The sequence below is a fragment of the Thalassotalea coralli genome (assembly GCF_055786205.1).
On the sequence record NZ_JBVVBK010000013.1, the window covers coordinates 1 to 20,631 of the forward strand.

Consider the following 20,631-nt stretch of genomic DNA (forward strand, 5'->3'; position numbering starts at 1 on the left):
TTACGCTTCGCAATCCGTGAAGGTGGCCGTACAGTAGGTGCTGGTGTTGTATCTAAGATCATCGACTAATATCGATTCTTAGTTCACATCGAACATCTAGAAAAAGAGCGCTTAGGCGCTCTTTTTTATTTTTGGCCACCGAGCGGACGTGAAGACCGAGCATGTTAAGAAATTGGTCACAGTTGACCAATTTTAGTAAACGAGGGCGAGGAGCTCTGCGACGATGCTGAGAGCCGTACAGTAGGTGCTGGTGTTGTATCAAAAATCATTGACTAATGATTTTTAAACAACCCAAGAAAAAGGTCGCGTAAGCGGCCTTTTTTGTGCGCCTACGAAAAGTACGGACAGCTTCACGGTGTTCCGTGATGAGGAATACGTTAAGGAAAATGTCCCAATGGACATTTTTTAGTATTGCCCGAAGAGCTCTGCTCGTAGGATAAATCATTAATGATTTACGTAAGCCGTACATACTAAAACAGCTTCCTCGTCAATTGCCTTAATACAAACCACTAAGCTCTTTGGAAAAGCTCTTTACTACTCCGTACTTTTTCGCGCGTCGAGAACTTCTTTTTTACGCTTCTTTATCGTGGCGAGTTGTTCGCTGTTTATACCCTTGGTGCTAAGTGCCTTGTCAAGCGCTAAAATGGCTTGGTTTAGTTGGCCTTTTTGTTGATACGCAACTGCCAAACTATTGTAACAGTTAATACACTGCGGATGGTTTTCTATATTTAATTTAAAAAGGGCGATAGCTTCATCTGGATTGTTTTTGCTTCGAAGCTGATAGAACCCGGCTTGATCGATTAACGACTCGAGAGGTTTGATAGCATAATTAAACCTTTTTGAGAGCATATAATAGTATTCATTTATCGCGTTTAACCCGCTGCTAAATGGCTCAAAAGGAACATACCAAGGCTCGTAAAGGTTGCGTAGCGCTTGGAAATTGCCCACTACAGGGGTTGTTATGTGTTTTTCATTATCAAAAAAATCTACTTTATAAATAAGTCCTTGCGGTACTTTGGCATCTAACGCTTGTTTTAACTCTTTAACAGAGCTTCTCATACCTAATCCACTGGGATGATCACTTTTCAACCCTTCATCACCGATATTGACGTATAAGTAGTTTTTATGTTCTTTAGTATCTCTGATGAACGAAATAACATCTTTGGTGGTTTGTTTATCGTTGTAAAAAAGAGAAGGGCTATATGCAAAATGGGCTTGAAACAAATCAGGTCTAGTGTGAAAAGAGTGTAAAACCAAAAGACCGGCTAAAGAGCTACCGCTTATTATTCTAAATTTCTCAGTACTGTATTCTTTTTCAATATGGGGTATTAACTCTAACTCTAGGAAGTTGAGAAATTGGTTTGCGCGACCAGAATCTTTGCGCCTTGGATCTTCACTTGGGGTAAAGTCTCGCCACCTTGTGCTACTTGATTTACTTGCAATGCCAATGACGATAACTTCGGGCATCAACTCTGCTTGTGGTAGGTAGTTTACTGCTGCGGTAGTATGAGCAAAATTTGTTGCTCCATCGAGTAAATAAATGACAGGGTAGCGTTTATTTCTAGAATAATTCTCGGGTAAATTTATCCAAAGCTCACGCTCTTCCTTAAGTATTTTAGAGGCAAAGGTTGTTTTAAAACCGAGGTTGATTTGTTCTTGATTGCTCTTAGCTATAGATTGAAAACAAACGAAAATTAGCATCAAGATAAATAATAAAACCGATCTCATCTCATAGTTCCTTCTTAATTATTATTAGTTCGGGTTAATTTTTTGTTAACTTTTTCTTAACCTACTAATTGCTTCGTACTAAGTCAACGACAGGACAGAATGAAATTTAACCAAACATATTAGCTTTCCACATTTTTTCCACAATTTTTGGTTATATTTGCACCAGCCTTGGAGCGGCTTTTCGTTAGGTAGGCTTATAAATCTTCTAGCGGAACTAATTGCAGGAAGTTGTGAAGTGGTGCTCTTGAGGTAAAGTTAAGTATGAAAAAGTTGGTGACTGTTATTTATTATTCTGAGCAATCTTTGGAGCTTCACAGCGATTGTGCAGAGTTTAGTGTTAACGATAATGGCCGGGTAATTATTCCTGAGCAGTTCAAGAAAGGTAAATCTATTGTCGCTGTGTGTGAAGGAGAGATTAGCATTTTAAACAAAATTGGTGATCGAATCGTTGGTCACGACCAGTTTTTAATCGAAAATAAAACTAATTCTATACCCCTATAACAATTTCACTTGAGTAAATAAATTGACTCAGTATAATAGCCCCTCACTTCTCGAGTATCTCTTATTTCCCAAACAAACTAAGACATCACCCGACAAGTGTAACTAAAATTAGTTGAATTTAGGGGTATAGTTCCAATTGGTAGAACAGCGGTCTCCAAAACCGACGGTTGGGAGTTCGAATCTCTCTACCCCTGCCAAATTTTTAAGTACGTTAATGATTAACGTCTTTTGCTTGAATATAAGCAGTTAATTAAACAGGTAATAGTATGAACGCAAGTACAGAAAACCCTACAGGTGGTTCTCTAGACTCAGTAAAATGGGTAATTGTTGTGCTTTTATTAGCGGGCGCAGTTGTTGGTAACTACATGTTTGCCGAGCAATCAGTATTGTTTAGAGCGATTGGTGTTGTTGCTGCAGTTATCATTGCAGGCCTAATTGCTGGTCAAACAGAAAAAGGTCGCACTTTCATTACCTTCGCAAAGGAAGCTCGTACAGAAACTAGAAAAGTTGTTTGGCCAACGCGTCAAGAAGCGATTCAAACAACGGGTATCGTTTTAGTAGCAACTTTAATTATGTCATTAGTGTTATGGGGTCTAGACTCTGTATTATTTGAAGTTGTTGGCTTTATTACCGGCGTACAGGTGTAAAAATGTCTGAAGAAAATAGCGTAACTGAAAGCACGAAACCTAAACTTCGCTGGTATGTTGTACAAGCGTTTTCAGGTTACGAAGCACGTGTTCAAAAAACTCTAATCGAGCACATTGAAATCCATGGCTTAGAAGATAAGTTTGGTCAAATTCTAGTACCGACTGAAGAAGTAGTAGAAATGCGTGCAGGTCAAAAACGTAAGTCTGCTCGAAAATTCTTCCCTGGTTATGTGCTAGTTGAAATGGCGATGGATGAAGAAGCGTGGCATTTAGTTAAGTCTGTTCCACGTGTATTAGGTTTTATCGGTGGTACATCAGATCGCCCTATGCCTATCACGCAAAAAGAAGCGGATCGTATTTTACAGCGTCTAGAAGACAGCGATGCGCCTAAGCCTAAGACATTGTTTGAAGTGGGTGAAGTGGTGCGTGTAATCGACGGTCCATTTGCTGACTTTAACGGTGTTGTTGAAGAACTTGATTACGAGAAAAACCGTATTAAAGTATCAGTACTTATCTTTGGTCGTTCAACGCCAGTTGATCTTGAATTCGGTCAAGTTGAAAAGGGCAACTAGTTAATTTTAACTATCCTTAAAAAAGATCTTGAATCGGCAGCGATGATTAATTTATAATCCGCTGCCGTTTTTATTTGTGTTGATGAAAATTGACGCGAAAAACGCAAAAATTTTAACCCGGGGAGCTAACACTTACCTAAGTGTTGTGTTCGGAAGAACTAGCGATAATACCCATAACTAAGGTAATTAAAGATGGCTAAAAAAGTCGAAGCTTTAATCAAGCTACAAGTTGCTGCTGGTGCAGCAAACCCGTCACCACCAGTTGGTCCTGCACTAGGTCAACACGGTGTAAACATCATGGAATTCTGTAAAGCATTTAACGCAAAAACAGATTCTCTTGAGAAAGGCGCTCCAGTTCCAGTAGTAATTACTGTATACAACGACCGTTCTTTCACGTTCGAAACAAAAACTCCACCTGCTTCTTACTTACTTAAGAAAGCGGCTGGCATCAAGTCAGGTTCAGGTCGTCCTAACACTGAGAAAGTTGGTACTGTTACACGTGCACAACTTGAAGAAATCGTTAAGACTAAAGAACCAGACTTAACAGCAGGTTCTATGGACGCTGCAGTACGTACAATCGCGGGTTCTGCTCGTGCAATGGGTTTAGTGGTAGAGGACTAATCAATGGCTAAATTATCAAAGCGCGCTCGTCTTATCCGTGAAAAAGTAGACGTATTAAAAGATTACGAAATCAACGAAGCATTAACGCTTTTAAAAGAATTAGCGACTGCTAACTTCCGTGAAAGTGTGGACGTTGCTGTTAACCTTGGTATCGATGCTCGTAAATCAGACCAAAACGTTCGTGGTGCTACAGTTTTACCACACGGTACTGGTCGTGACGTTCGCGTTGCAGTGTTTACTCAAGGCGCTAACGCTGACAAAGCTAAAGAAGCTGGTGCAGACGTAGTTGGTATGGAAGACTTAGCTGAGCAAGTTAAAGCTGGCAACATGGACTTTGACGTAGTAATCGCTACGCCAGACGCAATGCGTGTTGTTGGTCAGTTAGGCCAAATCTTAGGTCCACGTGGCCTTATGCCTAACCCTAAAGTTGGCACAGTTACTCCAGACGTTACTACTGCTGTTAACAACGCTAAAGCTGGTCAGATTCGTTACCGTAACGACAAGAACGGTATCATCCATACTACTATCGGTAAGGTTGATTTCGACGACGCTAAATTAAAAGAGAACCTAGAAGCATTATTAGAAGCGCTTAAGAAAGCTAAGCCTGCTAATGCTAAAGGTCAATTTATCAAGAAAGTTTCTGTTTCTACTACTATGGGCGCTGGTGTTTCAGTTGACCAAGGTAGCTTAGTACTTTAATTTTTTGATATTGCTTTTATAAGCTTTACGTGGGCGGATTTATAGACTATAATTTCGCCCCTTAAATTTTGGTAGGTGTCGTTATTTATTTGATTATCAAATTAAATTATACGACCCCGTCAAAGACCGCAGGAGTGTTTATTCCTTTTGGACTAAATACTTAATAGTTTCCTGCGTAGATGGTGATTACCCAGATATTTCCTTAAATTTCTGGCTCTCGCCGTAAAGACTTCAAGGAAACTTGAAGATATGTTAATACCGGAATATCCGGTTGAACCAGGAGTTAAAGCCAATGGCTATCAATCTTGATGACAAAAAAGCAATTGTTGCTGAAGTTCAAGAAGCTGCCACTGGCGCTCAGTCAGCTGTAATCGCGGATTCTCGCGGTGTTACAGTTGAAGCAATTACTACTTTGCGTAAAGAAGCTCGTGAAAATGGCGTATGGATGAAAGTTGTCCGTAACACATTAGCACGTCGCGCATTAGAAGGTACTGAATTTGAGTGTGTTGTTGATACACTTAAAGGTCCTTCATTAATTGCATTTTCAAACGAGCATCCAGGTGCAGCAGCGCGTTTATTCTCTGACTTCGCTAAAACTAACGAAGCATTTGAATTAAAAGCTGCGGCATTCGAAGGTAACGCTGTAGACGTAAATATGTTAGCTAAGCTACCTACTTACGACGAAGCAATTGCACGTTTAATGAGCGCTATGAAAGAAGCATCTGCAGGCAAACTTGCCCGCACTCTTGCTGCAGTACGCGATCAGAAAGAACAAGAAGCTGCATAATCGTTGCTTGGCAACATTCGCTTTTTGTATTAATAGTTATTATCACAGCCAAATGGCTGTCACTTAAACAGGAAATTAAAGATGTCTATTTCTAAAGACGATATCCTAAATGCTATTGCTGAAATGTCAGTAATGGACGTTGTTGAATTAGTAGAAGCAATGGAAGAGAAGTTCGGCGTATCTGCTGCAGCTGCTGTTGCTGTAGCTGGCGGTGACGCTGGTGGTGCTGCTGAAGAGCAAACTGAATTCGACGTAATCTTAACTGGTTTCGGCGATAAGAAAGTTGCTGTAATCAAAGCAGTACGTGGTGCTACTGGTCTTGGCCTTAAAGAAGCGAAAGAGCTTGTTGAAGGTGCACCTAAAGCACTTAAAGAAGGCGTTGACAAAGCAGAAGCTGAAGCTCTTAAAGAAGAACTTGAAGCGGCAGGCGCAACTGTTGAACTTAAATAATCTGTTTAACGACAGATTATTTGCCTGAAAAGGCAATGGCTGGTGATTTAAACGTCACCGGCCTTTTTGCGCTAAAGAAGTTCGTTTTTTAAAAAGCTATGATAAGAGGTTTTTTTTTAAACGAAAACAGTGCATTATTTGATGTGAAAACATCACAGCAATACCCTGTCTGATACCAATTGGATTAGATAAGTGGTCAAAATAACAATTATTATTATGATCAATTATTTAGTCCAATTGGTATTTTTAAGGCAGATTCGGCCATAACCAGCTAGCTGAGGAACCCCATGGTTTACTCTTATTCTGAAAAGAAACGAATTCGAAAGGACTTTGGTAAAAGCGCGCAAGTAATGGATTACCCATTCTTGTTGTCAATCCAACTCGAATCTTTCCGAAAGTTTATTGATATTGATCCTTCTGGTGAAACAGGTTTAGAAGCCGCGTTTCGTTCTATTTTTCCAATTAAAGCTTATTCTGGTAGCTCTGAATTACAATTCGTTAGCTATCGCTTAGGCGAACCACTATTTGACGTTAAAGAGTGTCAAATTCGTGGCGTAACATATTCAGCTCCGCTTCGCGTTAAATTACGCTTAGTCATCTACGATAAAGATGCTCCAGCGGGTACTGTAAAAGATATCAAAGAACAAGAAGTATATATGGGTGAAATCCCATTGATGACCGACAACGGTACGTTTGTTATCAATGGTACAGAGCGTGTAATCGTATCTCAATTACACCGTTCTCCAGGCGTATTCTTCGATCACGATAAAGGTAAAACTCACTCTTCGGGTAAAGTGCTTTATAATGCACGCGTTATTCCTTATCGTGGTTCTTGGTTAGATTTCGAATTTGACCCTAAAGATAACCTATTCGTACGTATAGACCGCCGTCGTAAGTTACCGGCGTCAATTATCTTACGTGCATTAGATTTCTCTTCTGAAGAAATCTTAGACATTTTCTACGACACAACCGGCTACGAAATCAAAGGCGATAAGCTAATCATGGAACTTGTTCCTGAGCGCTTACGTGGTGAAACTGCGACTTTTGATATCAAAATGCCAAATGGCGACGTTTTGGTAGAGCAAGGCCGACGTATTACCGCTCGTCATATTCGTACTTTATCTAAAGAAAATGTATCTGAATTAGAAGTACCAGCAGAATACATCGTAGGCAAAGTGCTTTCTAAAGCTTACGTTGACGAGTCAACAGGTGAAGTAATCGCTGAAGCAAATGCTGAGATTACACTTGAGCTATTAGCTGCTTTAAGCCAAGCAGGTCACAAGCAAATTGATACTTTATATATGAACGAGTTCGATGTTGGTTCATATATGTCTGATACTCTGCGTATCGATTCATCAACAAACCGTTTAGAAGCGCTTGTTGAAATCTATCGCATGATGCGTCCTGGTGAGCCACCAACAAAGGATGCTGCAGAAGCATTATTTGCTAACTTATTCTTCTCTCTAGAGCGTTACGACCTTTCAAATGTTGGTCGTATGAAGTTCAACCGTCGTGTTGGTTTCGAAGATTCTAAGGGCGAAGGCACACTTTCTAACGACGATATCATCCAAGTAATGAAAACTTTGATCGATATTCGTGACGGTAAAGGCGAAGTGGATGATATTGACCACTTAGGTAACCGTCGTATTCGTTCAGTTGGTGAAATGGCTGAAAACCAATTCCGTGTAGGTTTAGTTCGTGTTGAGCGTGCTGTACGTGAGCGTCTATCTTTAGGCGACTTAGATGCAGTAATGCCACAAGATCTTATCAATGCTAAACCTATCTCTGCTGCGGTTAAAGAATTCTTTGGTTCATCTCAACTTTCACAGTTCATGGATCAAAACAACCCGTTATCAGAAGTAACACACAAGCGTCGTATCTCAGCATTAGGCCCAGGTGGTCTTACGCGTGAACGTGCAGGCTTCGAAGTACGTGACGTACATCCAACTCACTATGGTCGTGTATGTCCAATCGAAACGCCTGAAGGTCCAAACATCGGTTTGATCAACTCGCTTTCTTGTTATGCGCGTACTAACGATTACGGTTTCTTAGAAACGCCATACCGTAAGATCGTTGATGGCGTTGTTACTGACGAAGTAGATTACTTATCTGCAATCGAAGAAGGTAACTTCGTGATCGCACAAACGAACGCGGAAGTTGATGAAGACGGTAAACTAAAAGACGGTCTAGTACCATGTCGTCACAAAAACGAATTTACGTTAATGTCTGCTGAACAAGTTCAGTACATGGACGTTTCTCCTCAGCAAATCGTTTCTGTGGCAGCATCGCTTATTCCATTCCTAGAACACGATGATGCTAACCGTGCCTTGATGGGCTCGAACATGCAACGTCAAGCGGTTCCTACGTTAAAAGTAGACAAGCCACTTGTTGGTACTGGTATGGAGAAGATCGTAGCAGTTGACTCTGGTGTAACTGCTGTTGCAAAACGTGGTGGTGTTATCGACTACGTAGATGCTTCTCGTATCGTTGTTAAAGTTAACGAAGATGAAATGGTTGCTGGTGAAGCAGGTATTGATATCTACAACTTAACTAAGTACACACGTTCTAACCAAAACACTTGTATTAACCAACGTCCTACTGTTCGTCAAGGCGAACCAGTTATTCGTGGTGATGTACTAGCGGATGGTCCTTCTACTGACTTAGGTGAATTAGCACTTGGTCAAAACATGCGTCTAGCATTCATGCCTTGGAATGGTTACAACTTCGAGGATTCGATGCTACTTTCTGAGCGCGTAGTTCAAGAAGACCGTTTCACGACTATTCACATTCAAGAACTTAGCTGTATCGCTCGTGATACTAAGCTAGGTGCTGAAGAAATTACACCAGACATTCCAAATGTTGGTGAGTCGGCATTAAGCAAGCTTGATGAATCAGGTGTTGTTTACATTGGTGCTGAAGTGAAAGGCGGTGACATCTTAGTAGGTAAAGTAACGCCTAAAGGTGAAACGCAATTAACGCCAGAAGAAAAACTTCTACGTGCAATTTTCGGTGAGAAAGCAGCTGATGTTAAAGATAGCTCTTTACGTGTACCTAACTCTGTTTCAGGTACTATCATCGATGTTCAAATCTTCACACGTGATGGTGTAGAGAAAGACAAGCGTGCATTAGAAATTGAAGAAATGCAGCTTAAAGAAGTTAAGAAAGATTTAGGTGATGAGTTCTCTATCTTAGAAGATGGTATTTATGCTCGTGCTAAGAAACTTCTTCTTTCTGCCGGTTTAAATGAAACTGACTTAAACAGCATGTCTCGCGACAAGTGGTTAGTTCAAAATCTTAGCGACGAAGGCCAACAGTCTGAGCTTGAGCAAATCGCCGAGCAATACGATACCATCAAAGCTGACTTCGATAAGAAATATGAAATCAAGCGTCGTAAGATCACTCAAGGTGATGATTTAGCACCGGGCGTACTTAAGATTGTTAAAGTATACCTAGCTGTTAAACGTCGTATTCAACCTGGTGATAAGATGGCTGGTCGTCACGGTAACAAGGGTGTTATCTCAAACGTTGTTCCTGTGGAAGACATGCCATACGATGAAAATGGTGTTCCGGTAGATATCGTACTTAACCCATTGGGTGTACCATCTCGTATGAACATCGGTCAGATCTTAGAAACTCACTTAGGTATGGCGGCACGCGGTATCGGTGAAAAGATTGACCGTATGATTAAGGCGCAACAAAAAGTTGAAAAACTACGTAGCTTCTTAAAAGAGGTTTATGAGTTAGGCGAATCACGTCAAGAAGTTGATATCGATAACTTCTCTGATGACGAGATTATGCGTCTTGCACAAAACCTACGTGAAGGTTTACCGATTGCTACACCTGTATTCGACGGTGCTAGCGAAAGAGAAATTAAAGACCTGTTTAAGCTTGCTGATATGCCAGAAAGCGGTCAGTTCAACTTAACGGACGGTCGTACTGGCCGTAGGTTTGAGCGTCCTGTAACTGTAGGTTACATGTACATGCTGAAACTGAACCACTTAGTTGACGACAAAATGCATGCTCGTTCTACTGGTTCTTACAGTCTTGTTACTCAACAACCGTTGGGTGGTAAGGCGCAATTCGGTGGTCAGCGTTTCGGTGAGATGGAGGTATGGGCATTAGAAGCATACGGTGCTGCCTATACTCTACAAGAAATGTTGACGGTTAAGTCGGATGACGTAAATGGTCGTACTAAGATGTACAAGAACCTTGTTGACGGCGATCACCGCATGGAGCCAGGTATTCCTGAGTCATTCAATGTATTACTTAAAGAAATCCGTTCTTTAGGTATCAACATTGAATTAGACGAAGAATAGTTGGACCTAGCGTAGCTGAGCAGAATCAGTAAGCGGAGAAGGCGCAAATAAGAAAATGAGCGCCTTCTTCTCAAGATTAACTCCGACAGGAGAGATAGTGTGAAAGATTTACTTAAGTTTCTTAAGCAACAAAATCAAACTGAAGAATTCGATGGTATTCGCATCGGATTAGCTTCTCCAGATATGATCCGTTCATGGTCATACGGTGAAGTTAAAAAGCCTGAGACAATTAACTATCGTACGTTCAAGCCTGAGCGTGACGGCCTTTTCTGTGCTCGTATCTTCGGCCCAGTAAAAGATTACGAATGTCTTTGTGGTAAGTACAAGCGTCTTAAGCACCGTGGTGTAATTTGTGAAAAGTGTGGCGTTGAAGTTACATTAACAAAAGTTCGTCGTGACCGTATGGGTCATATCGAATTAGCGAGTCCAGTCGCTCACATTTGGTTCCTTAAGTCACTGCCATCACGTATCGGTCTATTACTAGACATGACACTTCGTGACATTGAGCGTGTACTTTACTTTGAATCATACGTGGTAACAGAGCCAGGTATGACAACGCTTGAAAAGAGCCAAATTTTAACAGAAGAAGAGTACTTAGATGCACTAGAAGAGCACGGTGACGAGTTCGATGCACTAATGGGTGCAGAAGCGGTATTAGCACTTCTTCAACAAATCGATTTAGAAGGCGAAATTTCACAAATGCGTGAAGAGTTACCTGAAATCGGTTCTGAAACTAAGCGTAAGAAAATCACTAAGCGCTTGAAGTTAATGGAAGCATTCGCTCAGTCAGGCAACAAGCCTGAGTGGATGATCATGTCTGTTCTTCCAATTCTTCCACCAGATTTACGTCCTCTAGTTCCACTAGATGGCGGTCGTTTTGCTACGTCTGATTTGAACGACCTTTACCGTCGTGTAATCAACCGTAACAACCGTTTGAAGCGTCTATTAGACCTAGTTGCACCAGACATTATTGTACGTAACGAAAAACGTATGCTTCAAGAGTCTGTTGATGCACTTCTTGATAACGGTCGTCGTGGCCGTGCAATTACTGGTTCAAACAAACGTCCATTAAAATCACTTGCTGACATGATTAAAGGTAAGCAAGGTCGATTCCGTCAAAACCTTCTAGGTAAGCGTGTTGACTACTCAGGTCGTTCTGTAATCACAGTAGGTCCAACGTTACGTCTTCACCAATGTGGTCTTCCTAAGAAGATGGCTCTTGAGCTATTCAAGCCATTCATCTACGGTAAGTTAGAAGCTCGTGGTTTAGCGACAACAATTAAAGCAGCTAAGAAATTAGTTGAGCGCGAAGGCGCAGAGGTATGGGACGTATTAGACGAAGTAATTCGTGAGCATCCAGTACTACTTAACCGTGCACCTACACTTCATAGACTGGGTATCCAAGCATTCGAACCAGTTCTAATCGAAGGTAAAGCTATTCACTTACATCCATTGGTTTGTGCGGCGTATAACGCTGACTTCGATGGTGACCAAATGGCGGTACACGTACCATTAACGCTAGAAGCTCAGTTAGAAGCTCGTGCATTAATGATGTCTACTAACAACGTTCTTTCTCCAGCGAACGGTGACCCAATTATCGTTCCTTCACAAGACGTTGTATTAGGTCTGTACTACCTTACACGTGAACGTGTAAACGGTTTAGGTGAAGGCATGGTATTCGCTGATACGAAAGAAGCTGAAAAAGCTTACCGTACCGGTGTAGCTGAACTTCACGCTCGCGTAAAAATTCGTATTACTGAATACATTCGTAACGACGAAGGTGAGCTAGTCGCTCATACTAACTTACGTGATACTACTGTTGGTCGTGCTATTTTATGGCAGGTTTGTCCAAAGGGCTTACCTTACTCATTAATTGACCAACCGCTTGGTAAAAAGCCAATTTCTAAGCTGATTAACCATGCATACCGTAGCTTAGGTCTTAAAGACACCGTTATTTTTGCTGACCACATCATGTATACAGGTTTCCATTACGCGATGGTAGCTGGTGCATCGGTTGGTATCGACGATATGGTTATTCCTGATGAGAAGTACACCATTATCGACGGTGCTGAAGCTGAAGTTGAAGAAATTCAAGCACAGTTCGAGCAAGGTCTTGTAACGGCTGGTGAGAAATACAACAAAGTTATCGATATCTGGTCATCTGCTAACGAAAAAGTATCGAAAGCGATGATGGATAACCTTTCTAAAGAGCAAGTTGAAAACCGCGAAGGTGAGATGGAAGAGCAAGATTCTTTCAACTCAATCTACATGATGGCGGACTCGGGTGCTCGTGGTAGTGCGGCACAAATTCGTCAGCTAGCGGGTATGCGTGGTCTAATGGCTAAGCCGGATGGCTCAATCATCGAAACGCCAATTACTGCTAACTTCCGTGAAGGTCTAAACGTACTTCAGTACTTCATCTCAACTCACGGTGCGCGTAAAGGTCTTGCCGATACGGCACTTAAAACAGCTAACTCGGGTTACCTAACTCGTCGTCTAGTTGATGTTGCACAAGATTTAGTTGTAACTGAGCACGATTGTGGGACCGAAGAAGGTATCTTAATGACTCCACTTATCGAAGGTGGTGACGTTGTTGAACCATTACGTGAGCGTGTTCTAGGTCGTGTTGTAGCTGAAGATGTATTAATCCCAGGTACAGAAGACGTATTACTTCCGCGTAACACATTAATTGATGAAAAATTATGTGACACGTTAGAAGAGCATTCTGTAGACCAAGTTAAAGTACGTTCAATTATTACTTGTGCGACTGACTTTGGTATTTGTGCACACTGTTACGGTCGTGATTTGGCTCGTGGTCATATGATTAACCAAGGTGAAGCGGTTGGTGTTGTAGCTGCTCAATCAATTGGTGAGCCAGGTACACAGTTAACGATGCGTACATTCCACATTGGTGGTGCGGCATCTCGAGCGTCAGCTGAAAACTCTGTTCAAGTTAAGAACACGGGTACATTGAAGTTACAAAACGCTAAGTTTGTAAATAACTCTGAAGGTCATGCGGTAATTACTTCACGTTCAACAGAGCTTACTGTTATCGATGAACTAGGTCGTGAGAAAGAGCGTTATAAAGTGCCTTATGGTACAACATTAGCGAAAGCCGACGGTGAAGCAATTAGCGCTGGTGAAGTGGTCGCAAACTGGGACCCTCATACTCACCCGATCATCACTGAGGTAGCGGGTAAGATCAAATTTGTTGACCTTGTAGAAGGTTTAACAATGACTCGTCAAACAGATGAGTTAACAGGCCTATCTAGCATCGTGGTAACAGATGCTGGTCAACGTAGCTCTGCGGGTAAAGAAATGCGCCCTATGGTTAAGCTAGTTGACGCTAAAGGTAACGATGTAATGATCGCTGGTACTGAAATTCCAGCACAATACTTCTTACCAGGTAACGCGATTGTTAACCTAGAAGATGGTGCAGAGGTTAATATCGGTGATGCGTTAGCACGTATCCCACAAGAGTCTTCGAAGACTCGTGATATTACCGGTGGTCTTCCACGTGTTGCTGACTTATTTGAAGCGCGTAAGCCGAAAGAGCCTGCAATTCTAGCAGAGAAAACGGGTATCATTGGTTTCGGTAAAGAAACTAAAGGTAAGCGTCGTTTATTAATCACGCAACCAAGCGGTGAAGTATACGAAGAGATGATTCCTAAGTGGCGTCAACTTAACGTGTTCGAAGGTGAATCTGTTACTAAAGGTGAAGTTATCGCCGATGGTCCTGAGTCACCACATGACATCCTACGTTTACGTGGTGTAGCACCTGTTGCTAATTACATCGTAAACGAAGTTCAAGATGTTTACCGCCTACAAGGTGTAAAGATTAACGATAAGCACATCGAAGTAATCGTTCGTCAAATGATCCGTAAGTGTGAAATTATGGATGGCGGTGATTCTGAATTCCTTAAAGGTGAGCAAGTTGAAGTTGCACGCGTTCGCATCGCTAACCGTGAGTTAGAAGCGCAAGGCAAGCAACCAGCTGAATTCGAAATCCAAATGATGGGTATCACGAAAGCGTCACTTGCAACAGAATCATTTATTTCTGCTGCATCGTTCCAAGAGACAACACGTGTTCTTACAGAAGCTGCTGTAAGTGGTAAGAAAGATACACTACGTGGCTTGAAAGAGAACGTAATCGTTGGTCGTCTGATCCCTGCGGGTACAGGTTATGCTTATCACCAAGAGCGTGCACGCAAACGTGCTGCTGAGGTTGAAGAAGAAGTAACAGTATCAGCTGATGAAGCAGCTCAAGCATTAACAGATGCTTTAAACGCTGACTTCGAAGAAGGTTCTGCTGAATAAGCTTAACTTTTAATCAAATTAGAAAGCCCTGTAAGTAATTACTTACAGGGCTTTTTTTATATATCCTCTTTTAGTTTTCACAAAGCTGTTTCAATATGTGTCAAAGCATGTGTAAACTAGGTGTCTGTGAATTAAGTTAATTAAATCACTTTGATACTCATACTAACTTAAAAATAACAATAAAAGGATAAGCATGTCTTCCCCATCAACTATCGAACGCATACTTAATCGCGTTGAGATTGTCGGTAACAAACTTCCAGATCCTGCCGCTCTCTTTATTCTCTTACTCGCTATTGTTTGGGCTTTGTCCTGGGCTTTATCAGGTATAGACTTTAACGCTATCGACCCTAGAACAGGTGAAGCGTTGGCCATTAATAATCAATTAGCGCCAGCTGCTTTTACTGAATTTATGACTAAAATCGTCACAAACTTCTCTCACTTTCACCCAGTAGGTGTAGTGTTAGTCGCTATGCTAGGTATCGGTATTGCCGAACACCTTGGATTTATTAATGCGGGCTTACGGGCACTTATGTCTGTGACAGCACCATGGTTGTTAACACCAATGGTTATTTTAGTTGGTATTGCGAGCCACTCTGCAGTTGATGCAGGCTACGTATTAGTCATTCCTCTTGGTGGTGTTATCTTCTATGCTGCTGGCCGTCATCCTTTAGCAGGTATTGCTGCGGCTTTTGCTGGTGTGTCTGGTGGGTTCTCCGCGAATTTTCTTCCTTCTGCTATCGACCCAATGTTACAGGGGATCTCGCAAGCGGGTGCTCAAATTTTAGATCCAAAAGTAGTACTAAACCCTTTAAATAACTACTACTTCACCATGGCATCATCAATTATTATTACAGCCGTTGGTTGGTTGCTTACCGATAAAGTGATTGAGCCTAAGCTTAAGAATAATCCTGTAGACGGTGATACTGAAGACCTACCGCAAATGGAGCCATTGGAAGAAAAAGAAAAGAAAGCACTAAAGTATGCATGTACAGCAGTACTTGTAGGTGTCGCTATTCTAATTTGGTCTACTATGTCTCCTGATTCAGCATGGCGAGATGCACAAGGAGAGCTTACCTCAAGTAGTGCGCCTTTGATGGGCTCAATTGTGCCACTTATCTTTTTACTATTTATGGTGCCTGGATTAGTTTACGGTTTAGTTATTGGTAAAGTGAAAACATCAAAAGACTTCATCGAGGGAATGACAAAAGCAATGAACGGCATGGGCTATTACTTAGTTATCATGTTTTTTATTGCGCAGTTTATTTACGCGTTTGGTCAATCTAATTTAGGTATTCTACTTGCAGTTAAAGGTGCAGAGTTCTTAAAAGCCATGGCTTTACCTAGTGGTATTACTATTACGGGTATTATTATCCTAACCGGGATTATCAACTTATTCGTAGGTTCTGCATCGGCTAAGTGGGCGTTATTGGCCCCAATCTTTATTCCGATGTTGATGCAACTGGGTATATCACCAGATTTAGCACAAGCGGCGTATCGTATTGGTGATTCGAGTACTAACATTATTACACCGTTAATGCCTTACTTTCCATTAGTGGTTGTATTCTGTCAACGCTATGTGAAATCTGCAGGTATAGGTACATTAACCGCAATGATGCTACCTTATTCTATTTGTTTCCTAATCGTATGGACTGTTTTCTTAATGGCATACTGGGCATTAGGAATTCCATTAGGCTTAGGTGCAAGTTATAGCTACGGTGGCTAGCTGAATAATTAAAAGCACTCATTAGATCTGCGTTGATCTAATGAGTGCAGCATACATACAACGTTCCATTTATACCTTTCTAACATAACTCAATCAGCCTTAAGATCCGCTTTATTTGATCGGATATGATCGAAAGGATCCTTTTGAGACTAAAACACGCATTTTTCTTGACAGTTTAATGCTTGACCATTAGAATTCTGCGACCTTTTAATCTGTGCTAGAAATAGCTGCAGACAATAAAGGTCGATTTTTCACGTTTATAGAGGTGTTTATCCAATTGGATAACACATTGTTTTAATTAATCAGGAGCTATAATGGCAACTATTAACCAATTAGTACGTAAACCACGTACTAAGAAAGTTGCGAAGTCTAACGTTCCAGCGTTAGAAGCTTGTCCGCAACGTCGTGGTGTATGTACTCGTGTATATACTACTACACCTAAAAAACCTAACTCAGCACTACGTAAAGTAGCTCGTGTTCGTTTAACTAACGGTTTCGAAGTTACTTCTTACATCGGTGGTGAAGGTCACAACTTACAAGAGCATAGCGTAATCTTAATCCGTGGTGGTCGTGTTAAAGACTTACCTGGTGTACGTTACCATACTGTTCGTGGCGCACTTGACTGTTCAGGTGTTAACGATCGTAGACAAGGCCGTTCTAAGTACGGTGCTAAGCGCCCTAAATCTTAACGGTTCTCCGTCAAGTAAGGCCAAACTAACTTTTATTTATTAATTGTTTTGGGAATATCCTGAAGCTAATTCGGAGAATTTAAAATGCCAAGAAGACGCGTAGTCGGTCAGCGTAAAATATTACCTGATCCGAAGTTCGGAAATGAACTATTAGCAAAATTCATCAACATCCTTATGGTTGATGGCAAAAAAGCAGTTGCAGAAAAAATCGTATACGGTGCACTAGACATCTTAGCGGAAAAGAACAGCGAGAAAGAACACCTAGACCTTTTCGAAGAAGCTCTAGAAAACATCCGCCCACAAGTGGAAGTTAAATCTCGTCGTGTTGGTGGTTCAACTTACCAAGTTCCAGTTGAAGTTCGTCCAGTTCGTCGTAATGCACTAGCCATGCGTTGGTTAGTTGAAGCAGCTCGTAAACGTGGTGAAAAATCAATGGCTCAGCGCCTTGCTAACGAGATGTTAGATGCATCTGAAAGCAAAGGTTCAGCGGTTAAGAAACGTGAAGACGTTCACCGTATGGCCGAAGCGAACAAAGCGTTCGCTCACTATCGCTGGTAATCACGATAGTAACTTAATGGATAGCGTAGTTGCGGTTTTTAATAAAACGGTAACTACGCTTTTCTACACTAGGCTATAGTCAAATATGTTCCAATGGCGACATTCTATCCTGTAATTGAGCCTATTCGACTATATCTTAAAAGATCTAAGGAATTATAAGTGGCCCGTACAACACCTATTGAACGCTACCGTAATATTGGTATTTGTGCTCATGTAGACGCAGGCAAAACAACAACAACTGAACGTGTCTTATTTTACACTGGTTTATCTCATAAAATCGGTGAAGTACACGACGGTGCAGCGACCATGGACTGGATGGAGCAAGAGCAAGAACGTGGTATTACTATCACATCTGCTGCAACAACTTGTTTCTGGCGTGGTATGGATGCGCAGTTCGATGAACATCGCATCAATATTATCGACACTCCAGGTCACGTTGACTTTACCATTGAAGTAGAGCGTTCTTTGCGTGTACTTGACGGCGCTGTCTTAGTTCTTTGTGGCTCTTCAGGCGTACAACCTCAAACAGAAACTGTTTGGCGTCAAATGGAAAAGTACTCAGTACCACGTATGGTTTTCGTGAATAAAATGGACCGTGCAGGTGCTAATTTCCTCAATGTTGTTGAGCAAATGAAGGACCGCCTAGGTGCTAACGCTGTTCCTATTCAATTAGCTATTGGTGCTGAAGAAGATTTCACCGGAGTTGTCGATCTTATCAAGATGAAGGCAATTAACTGGAATCAAGAAGACCAGGGCATGACTTTCACTTACGAAGAAATTCCAGAAGACATGCAAGATCTTGCTGATGAATGGCGTGAGAACTTAGTGTCAGAAGCTGCAGAAGCCGATGATGATTTGATGGAAAAATACCTAGAAGAGGGTGACCTGTCAGAAGAAGAAATTAAAACAGCTCTACGTAAGCGTACTCTTGCTAACGAAGTGGTATTAACTGCTTGTGGTAGTGCCTTTAAGAACAAAGGTGTGCAAGCGGTTCTAGATGCGGTTATTGAATACCTTCCTTCTCCTACTGAAGTAGAAGCAATCAAAGGTATTAACGACGATAAAAATGAAACCGAAGGTACTCGTGAAGCTGATGATGATGCGCCATTTGCTGCATTAGCATTTAAAATTGCAACAGACCCGTTCGTTGGTACGTTAACTTTCTTCCGTGTTTATTCTGGTGTTGTTCAAACTGGCGACAGCGTATTTAACCCAGTTAAAGGTAAGAAAGAGCGCTTTGGTCGTATCGTGCAAATGCACTCTAATGACCGTCAAGAAATTAAAGAAGTTCGCGCGGGTGATATTGCTGCGGCTATTGGTCTTAAAGATGTAACTACGGGTGATACGCTTTGTGATCCAGGTAAAGTAATTACACTTGAGCGTATGGAATTCCCAGAGCCAGTAATTTCTGTTGCTGTTGAGCCTAGAACTAAAGCTGACCAAGAAAAAATGGGTGTGGCTTTATCTAAACTTGCTGCTGAAGATCCTTCATTCCGTGTTGAAACTGATGAAGAAACAGGCCAAACCATTATTTCAGGTATGGGCGAGCTTCACTTAGATATTATCGTTGACCGTATGAAGCGTGAATTCAGCGTTGATTGTAATGTTGGTAAGCCTCAAGTTTCGTACCGCGAAACTATTCGTTCATCTGTTGAGGTTGAAGGCAAATTTGTTCGTCAATCTGGTGGTCGTGGTCAATACGGTCATGTTTGGCTTAAAATGGAGCCGCTTGAAGAAGGCGCAGGTTTTGAGTTCGTTAACGAGATTGTTGGTGGCGTAGTACCAAAAGAATACATTCCTGCAGTCGAAAAAGGCTGTAAGGAACAAATGGATGCTGGTGTATTAGCTGGCTTCCCTATGCTAGACGTAAAAGTAACTTTATACGATGGTTCATTCCATGACGTTGACTCAAATGAGATGGCGTTTAAAGTTGCCGGTTCTATGGGCTTCAAAAAAGGTGCAATGGAAGCTTCTCCTGTGCTGCTTGAGCCTATGATGAAAGTTGAAGTAACAACACCTGAAGAAAATATGGGTGATGTTGTTGGTGACTTAAATCGTCGTCGCGGCATGGTTGAAGGCATGGATGAAGGTCCAGCCGGTTTGAAAATTATTAACGCGTCTGTGCCATTAGCTGAAATGTTTGGCTATGCAACAGATTTGCGAAGTGCAACTCAAGGTAGAGCTTCATACTCTATGGAATTCAAGCAATATGCAGAAGCACCTAAAGCAGTTGCAGACTCGATTATCGAAGGCCGAGGCGGCATCGTTTAATTGAGAATAAAGCATTTGAAAGGGTGAATTTCAGCCTTTCAAAAAACAACAAGCTCCCAGTGAGTTTGTGTTAAGGCAGAAAGTTTGTGCAAATTTTGACAAGACCTCCCGTCTTGCCTACAATCTAGCACCTTAACTTTGTGTCTTTTACTCTCGCTGAGAGAAAAAAATATTAAATTTAAATTTAAGTACTTTCTTTTAAGGTAATTTTAAAATGGCTAAAGAAAAATTTGAACGTTCGAAACCGCACGTTAACGTTGGTACTATCGGTCACGTTGACCACGGTAAAACAACTCTAACTGCTGCTATCTCAGCAGTATTAACTAAAACTCACGGTGGTGAAGTACGCGATTTCGCACAAATCGATAACGCACCAGAAGAGCGTGAGCGTGGTATCACGATCAATACATCTCACATCGAGTATGACACAGAAACTCGTCACTACGCACACGTAGACTGTCCAGGTCACGCCGATTATGTTAAAAACATGATCACAGGTGCTGCACAAATGGACGGCGCTATCTTAGTAGTAGCGGCGACAGACGGTCCAATGCCACAAACTCGTGAGCACATCCTTCTTTCTCGTCAGGTTGGTGTACCTTACATCATCGTATTCATGAACAAGTGTGACATGGTAGACGACGAAGAACTTCTTGAGTTAGTAGAGATGGAAGTTCGTGAACTTCTTTCTGAGTACGACTTCCCAGGTGATGACCTTCCAATTATCGCTGGTTCTGCATTAGGTGCATTGA

16 protein-coding genes and 1 tRNA gene are annotated in these 20,631 nt (G+C 41.6%); 16 read left to right on the forward strand and 1 reads right to left on the reverse strand.

What is annotated here, in order from left to right:
• A partial coding sequence (locus tag ACOB80_RS20685; RefSeq protein ID WP_380298963.1) for an EF-Tu C-terminal domain-related protein occupies positions 1-69 on the forward strand: 69 nt, incomplete at its 5' end.
• 465 nt (positions 70-534) lie between these two features.
• Here the strand turns inward: ACOB80_RS20685 and ACOB80_RS20690 are convergent.
• A complete protein-coding gene (locus ACOB80_RS20690) occupies positions 535-1,728 on the reverse strand; it encodes an alpha/beta hydrolase-fold protein (RefSeq protein ID WP_473167782.1) in 1,194 nt (397 codons plus the stop codon).
• Between the two features lie 261 nt (positions 1,729-1,989).
• On the opposite strand from ACOB80_RS20690, the gene ACOB80_RS20695 reads away from it, so the two are divergent.
• The 15 genes from ACOB80_RS20695 to ACOB80_RS20765 form a co-directional block, all read left to right on the forward strand.
• The gene (locus ACOB80_RS20695; protein WP_473167783.1) at positions 1,990-2,229 is read left to right on the forward strand and encodes a TIGR02922 family protein; all 240 of its coding nucleotides are present in this window, start codon (positions 1,990-1,992) and stop codon (positions 2,227-2,229) included.
• A gap of 120 nt (positions 2,230-2,349) precedes the next feature.
• Positions 2,350-2,426 (forward strand) — tRNA-Trp (locus ACOB80_RS20700).
• A gap of 69 nt (positions 2,427-2,495) precedes the next feature.
• Positions 2,496-2,876: a preprotein translocase subunit SecE gene (secE, locus tag ACOB80_RS20705; RefSeq protein WP_473167784.1), complete on the forward strand. Its 381-nt coding sequence runs from the start codon at positions 2,496-2,498 to the stop codon at positions 2,874-2,876.
• A 2-nt stretch (positions 2,877-2,878) separates the two neighbouring features.
• Complete coding sequence (nusG, locus tag ACOB80_RS20710; protein WP_473167785.1) at positions 2,879-3,448, forward strand: transcription termination/antitermination protein NusG; 570 nt, start codon at positions 2,879-2,881, stop codon at positions 3,446-3,448.
• A 192-nt stretch (positions 3,449-3,640) separates the two neighbouring features.
• Complete coding sequence (gene rplK / locus ACOB80_RS20715; protein WP_074499541.1) at positions 3,641-4,069, forward strand: 50S ribosomal protein L11; 429 nt, start codon at positions 3,641-3,643, stop codon at positions 4,067-4,069.
• A gap of 3 nt (positions 4,070-4,072) precedes the next feature.
• Positions 4,073-4,768, forward strand: coding sequence for a 50S ribosomal protein L1 (gene rplA / locus ACOB80_RS20720; protein ID WP_473167786.1), 696 nt, complete (start codon positions 4,073-4,075; stop codon positions 4,766-4,768).
• Between the two features lie 292 nt (positions 4,769-5,060).
• Positions 5,061-5,555, forward strand: coding sequence for a 50S ribosomal protein L10 (rplJ, locus tag ACOB80_RS20725; RefSeq protein WP_473167787.1), 495 nt, complete (start codon positions 5,061-5,063; stop codon positions 5,553-5,555).
• An 81-nt stretch (positions 5,556-5,636) separates the two neighbouring features.
• On the forward strand, positions 5,637-6,005 hold the full coding sequence (gene rplL, locus ACOB80_RS20730; RefSeq protein ID WP_473167788.1) for a 50S ribosomal protein L7/L12: 369 nt from the start codon (positions 5,637-5,639) through the stop codon (positions 6,003-6,005).
• Positions 6,006-6,292: 287 nt separating this feature from the next.
• Positions 6,293-10,321, forward strand: a complete 4,029-nt coding sequence (gene rpoB / locus ACOB80_RS20735; RefSeq protein WP_473167789.1) for a DNA-directed RNA polymerase subunit beta — start codon at positions 6,293-6,295, stop codon at positions 10,319-10,321.
• 99 nt (positions 10,322-10,420) lie between these two features.
• On the forward strand, positions 10,421-14,638 hold the full coding sequence (rpoC, locus tag ACOB80_RS20740) for a DNA-directed RNA polymerase subunit beta' (protein ID WP_473167790.1): 4,218 nt from the start codon (positions 10,421-10,423) through the stop codon (positions 14,636-14,638).
• A 193-nt stretch (positions 14,639-14,831) separates the two neighbouring features.
• Complete coding sequence (locus tag ACOB80_RS20745; RefSeq protein ID WP_473167791.1) at positions 14,832-16,361, forward strand: AbgT family transporter; 1,530 nt, start codon at positions 14,832-14,834, stop codon at positions 16,359-16,361.
• A 314-nt stretch (positions 16,362-16,675) separates the two neighbouring features.
• Positions 16,676-17,050 carry a 30S ribosomal protein S12 gene (gene rpsL, locus ACOB80_RS20750; RefSeq protein ID WP_473167792.1) on the forward strand — a complete coding sequence of 125 codons (375 nt, stop codon included), beginning with the start codon at positions 16,676-16,678 and terminating at the stop codon, positions 17,048-17,050.
• A gap of 84 nt (positions 17,051-17,134) precedes the next feature.
• Entirely contained in the window at positions 17,135-17,608 is a 474-nt protein-coding gene (gene rpsG, locus ACOB80_RS20755) for a 30S ribosomal protein S7 (protein WP_473167793.1), read from the forward strand.
• Positions 17,609-17,767: 159 nt separating this feature from the next.
• Positions 17,768-19,879: an elongation factor G gene (fusA, locus tag ACOB80_RS20760; RefSeq protein WP_473167794.1), complete on the forward strand. Its 2,112-nt coding sequence runs from the start codon at positions 17,768-17,770 to the stop codon at positions 19,877-19,879.
• Between the two features lie 214 nt (positions 19,880-20,093).
• A partial coding sequence (locus ACOB80_RS20765) for a GTP-binding protein (protein ID WP_473167795.1) occupies positions 20,094-20,631 on the forward strand: 538 nt, incomplete at its 3' end.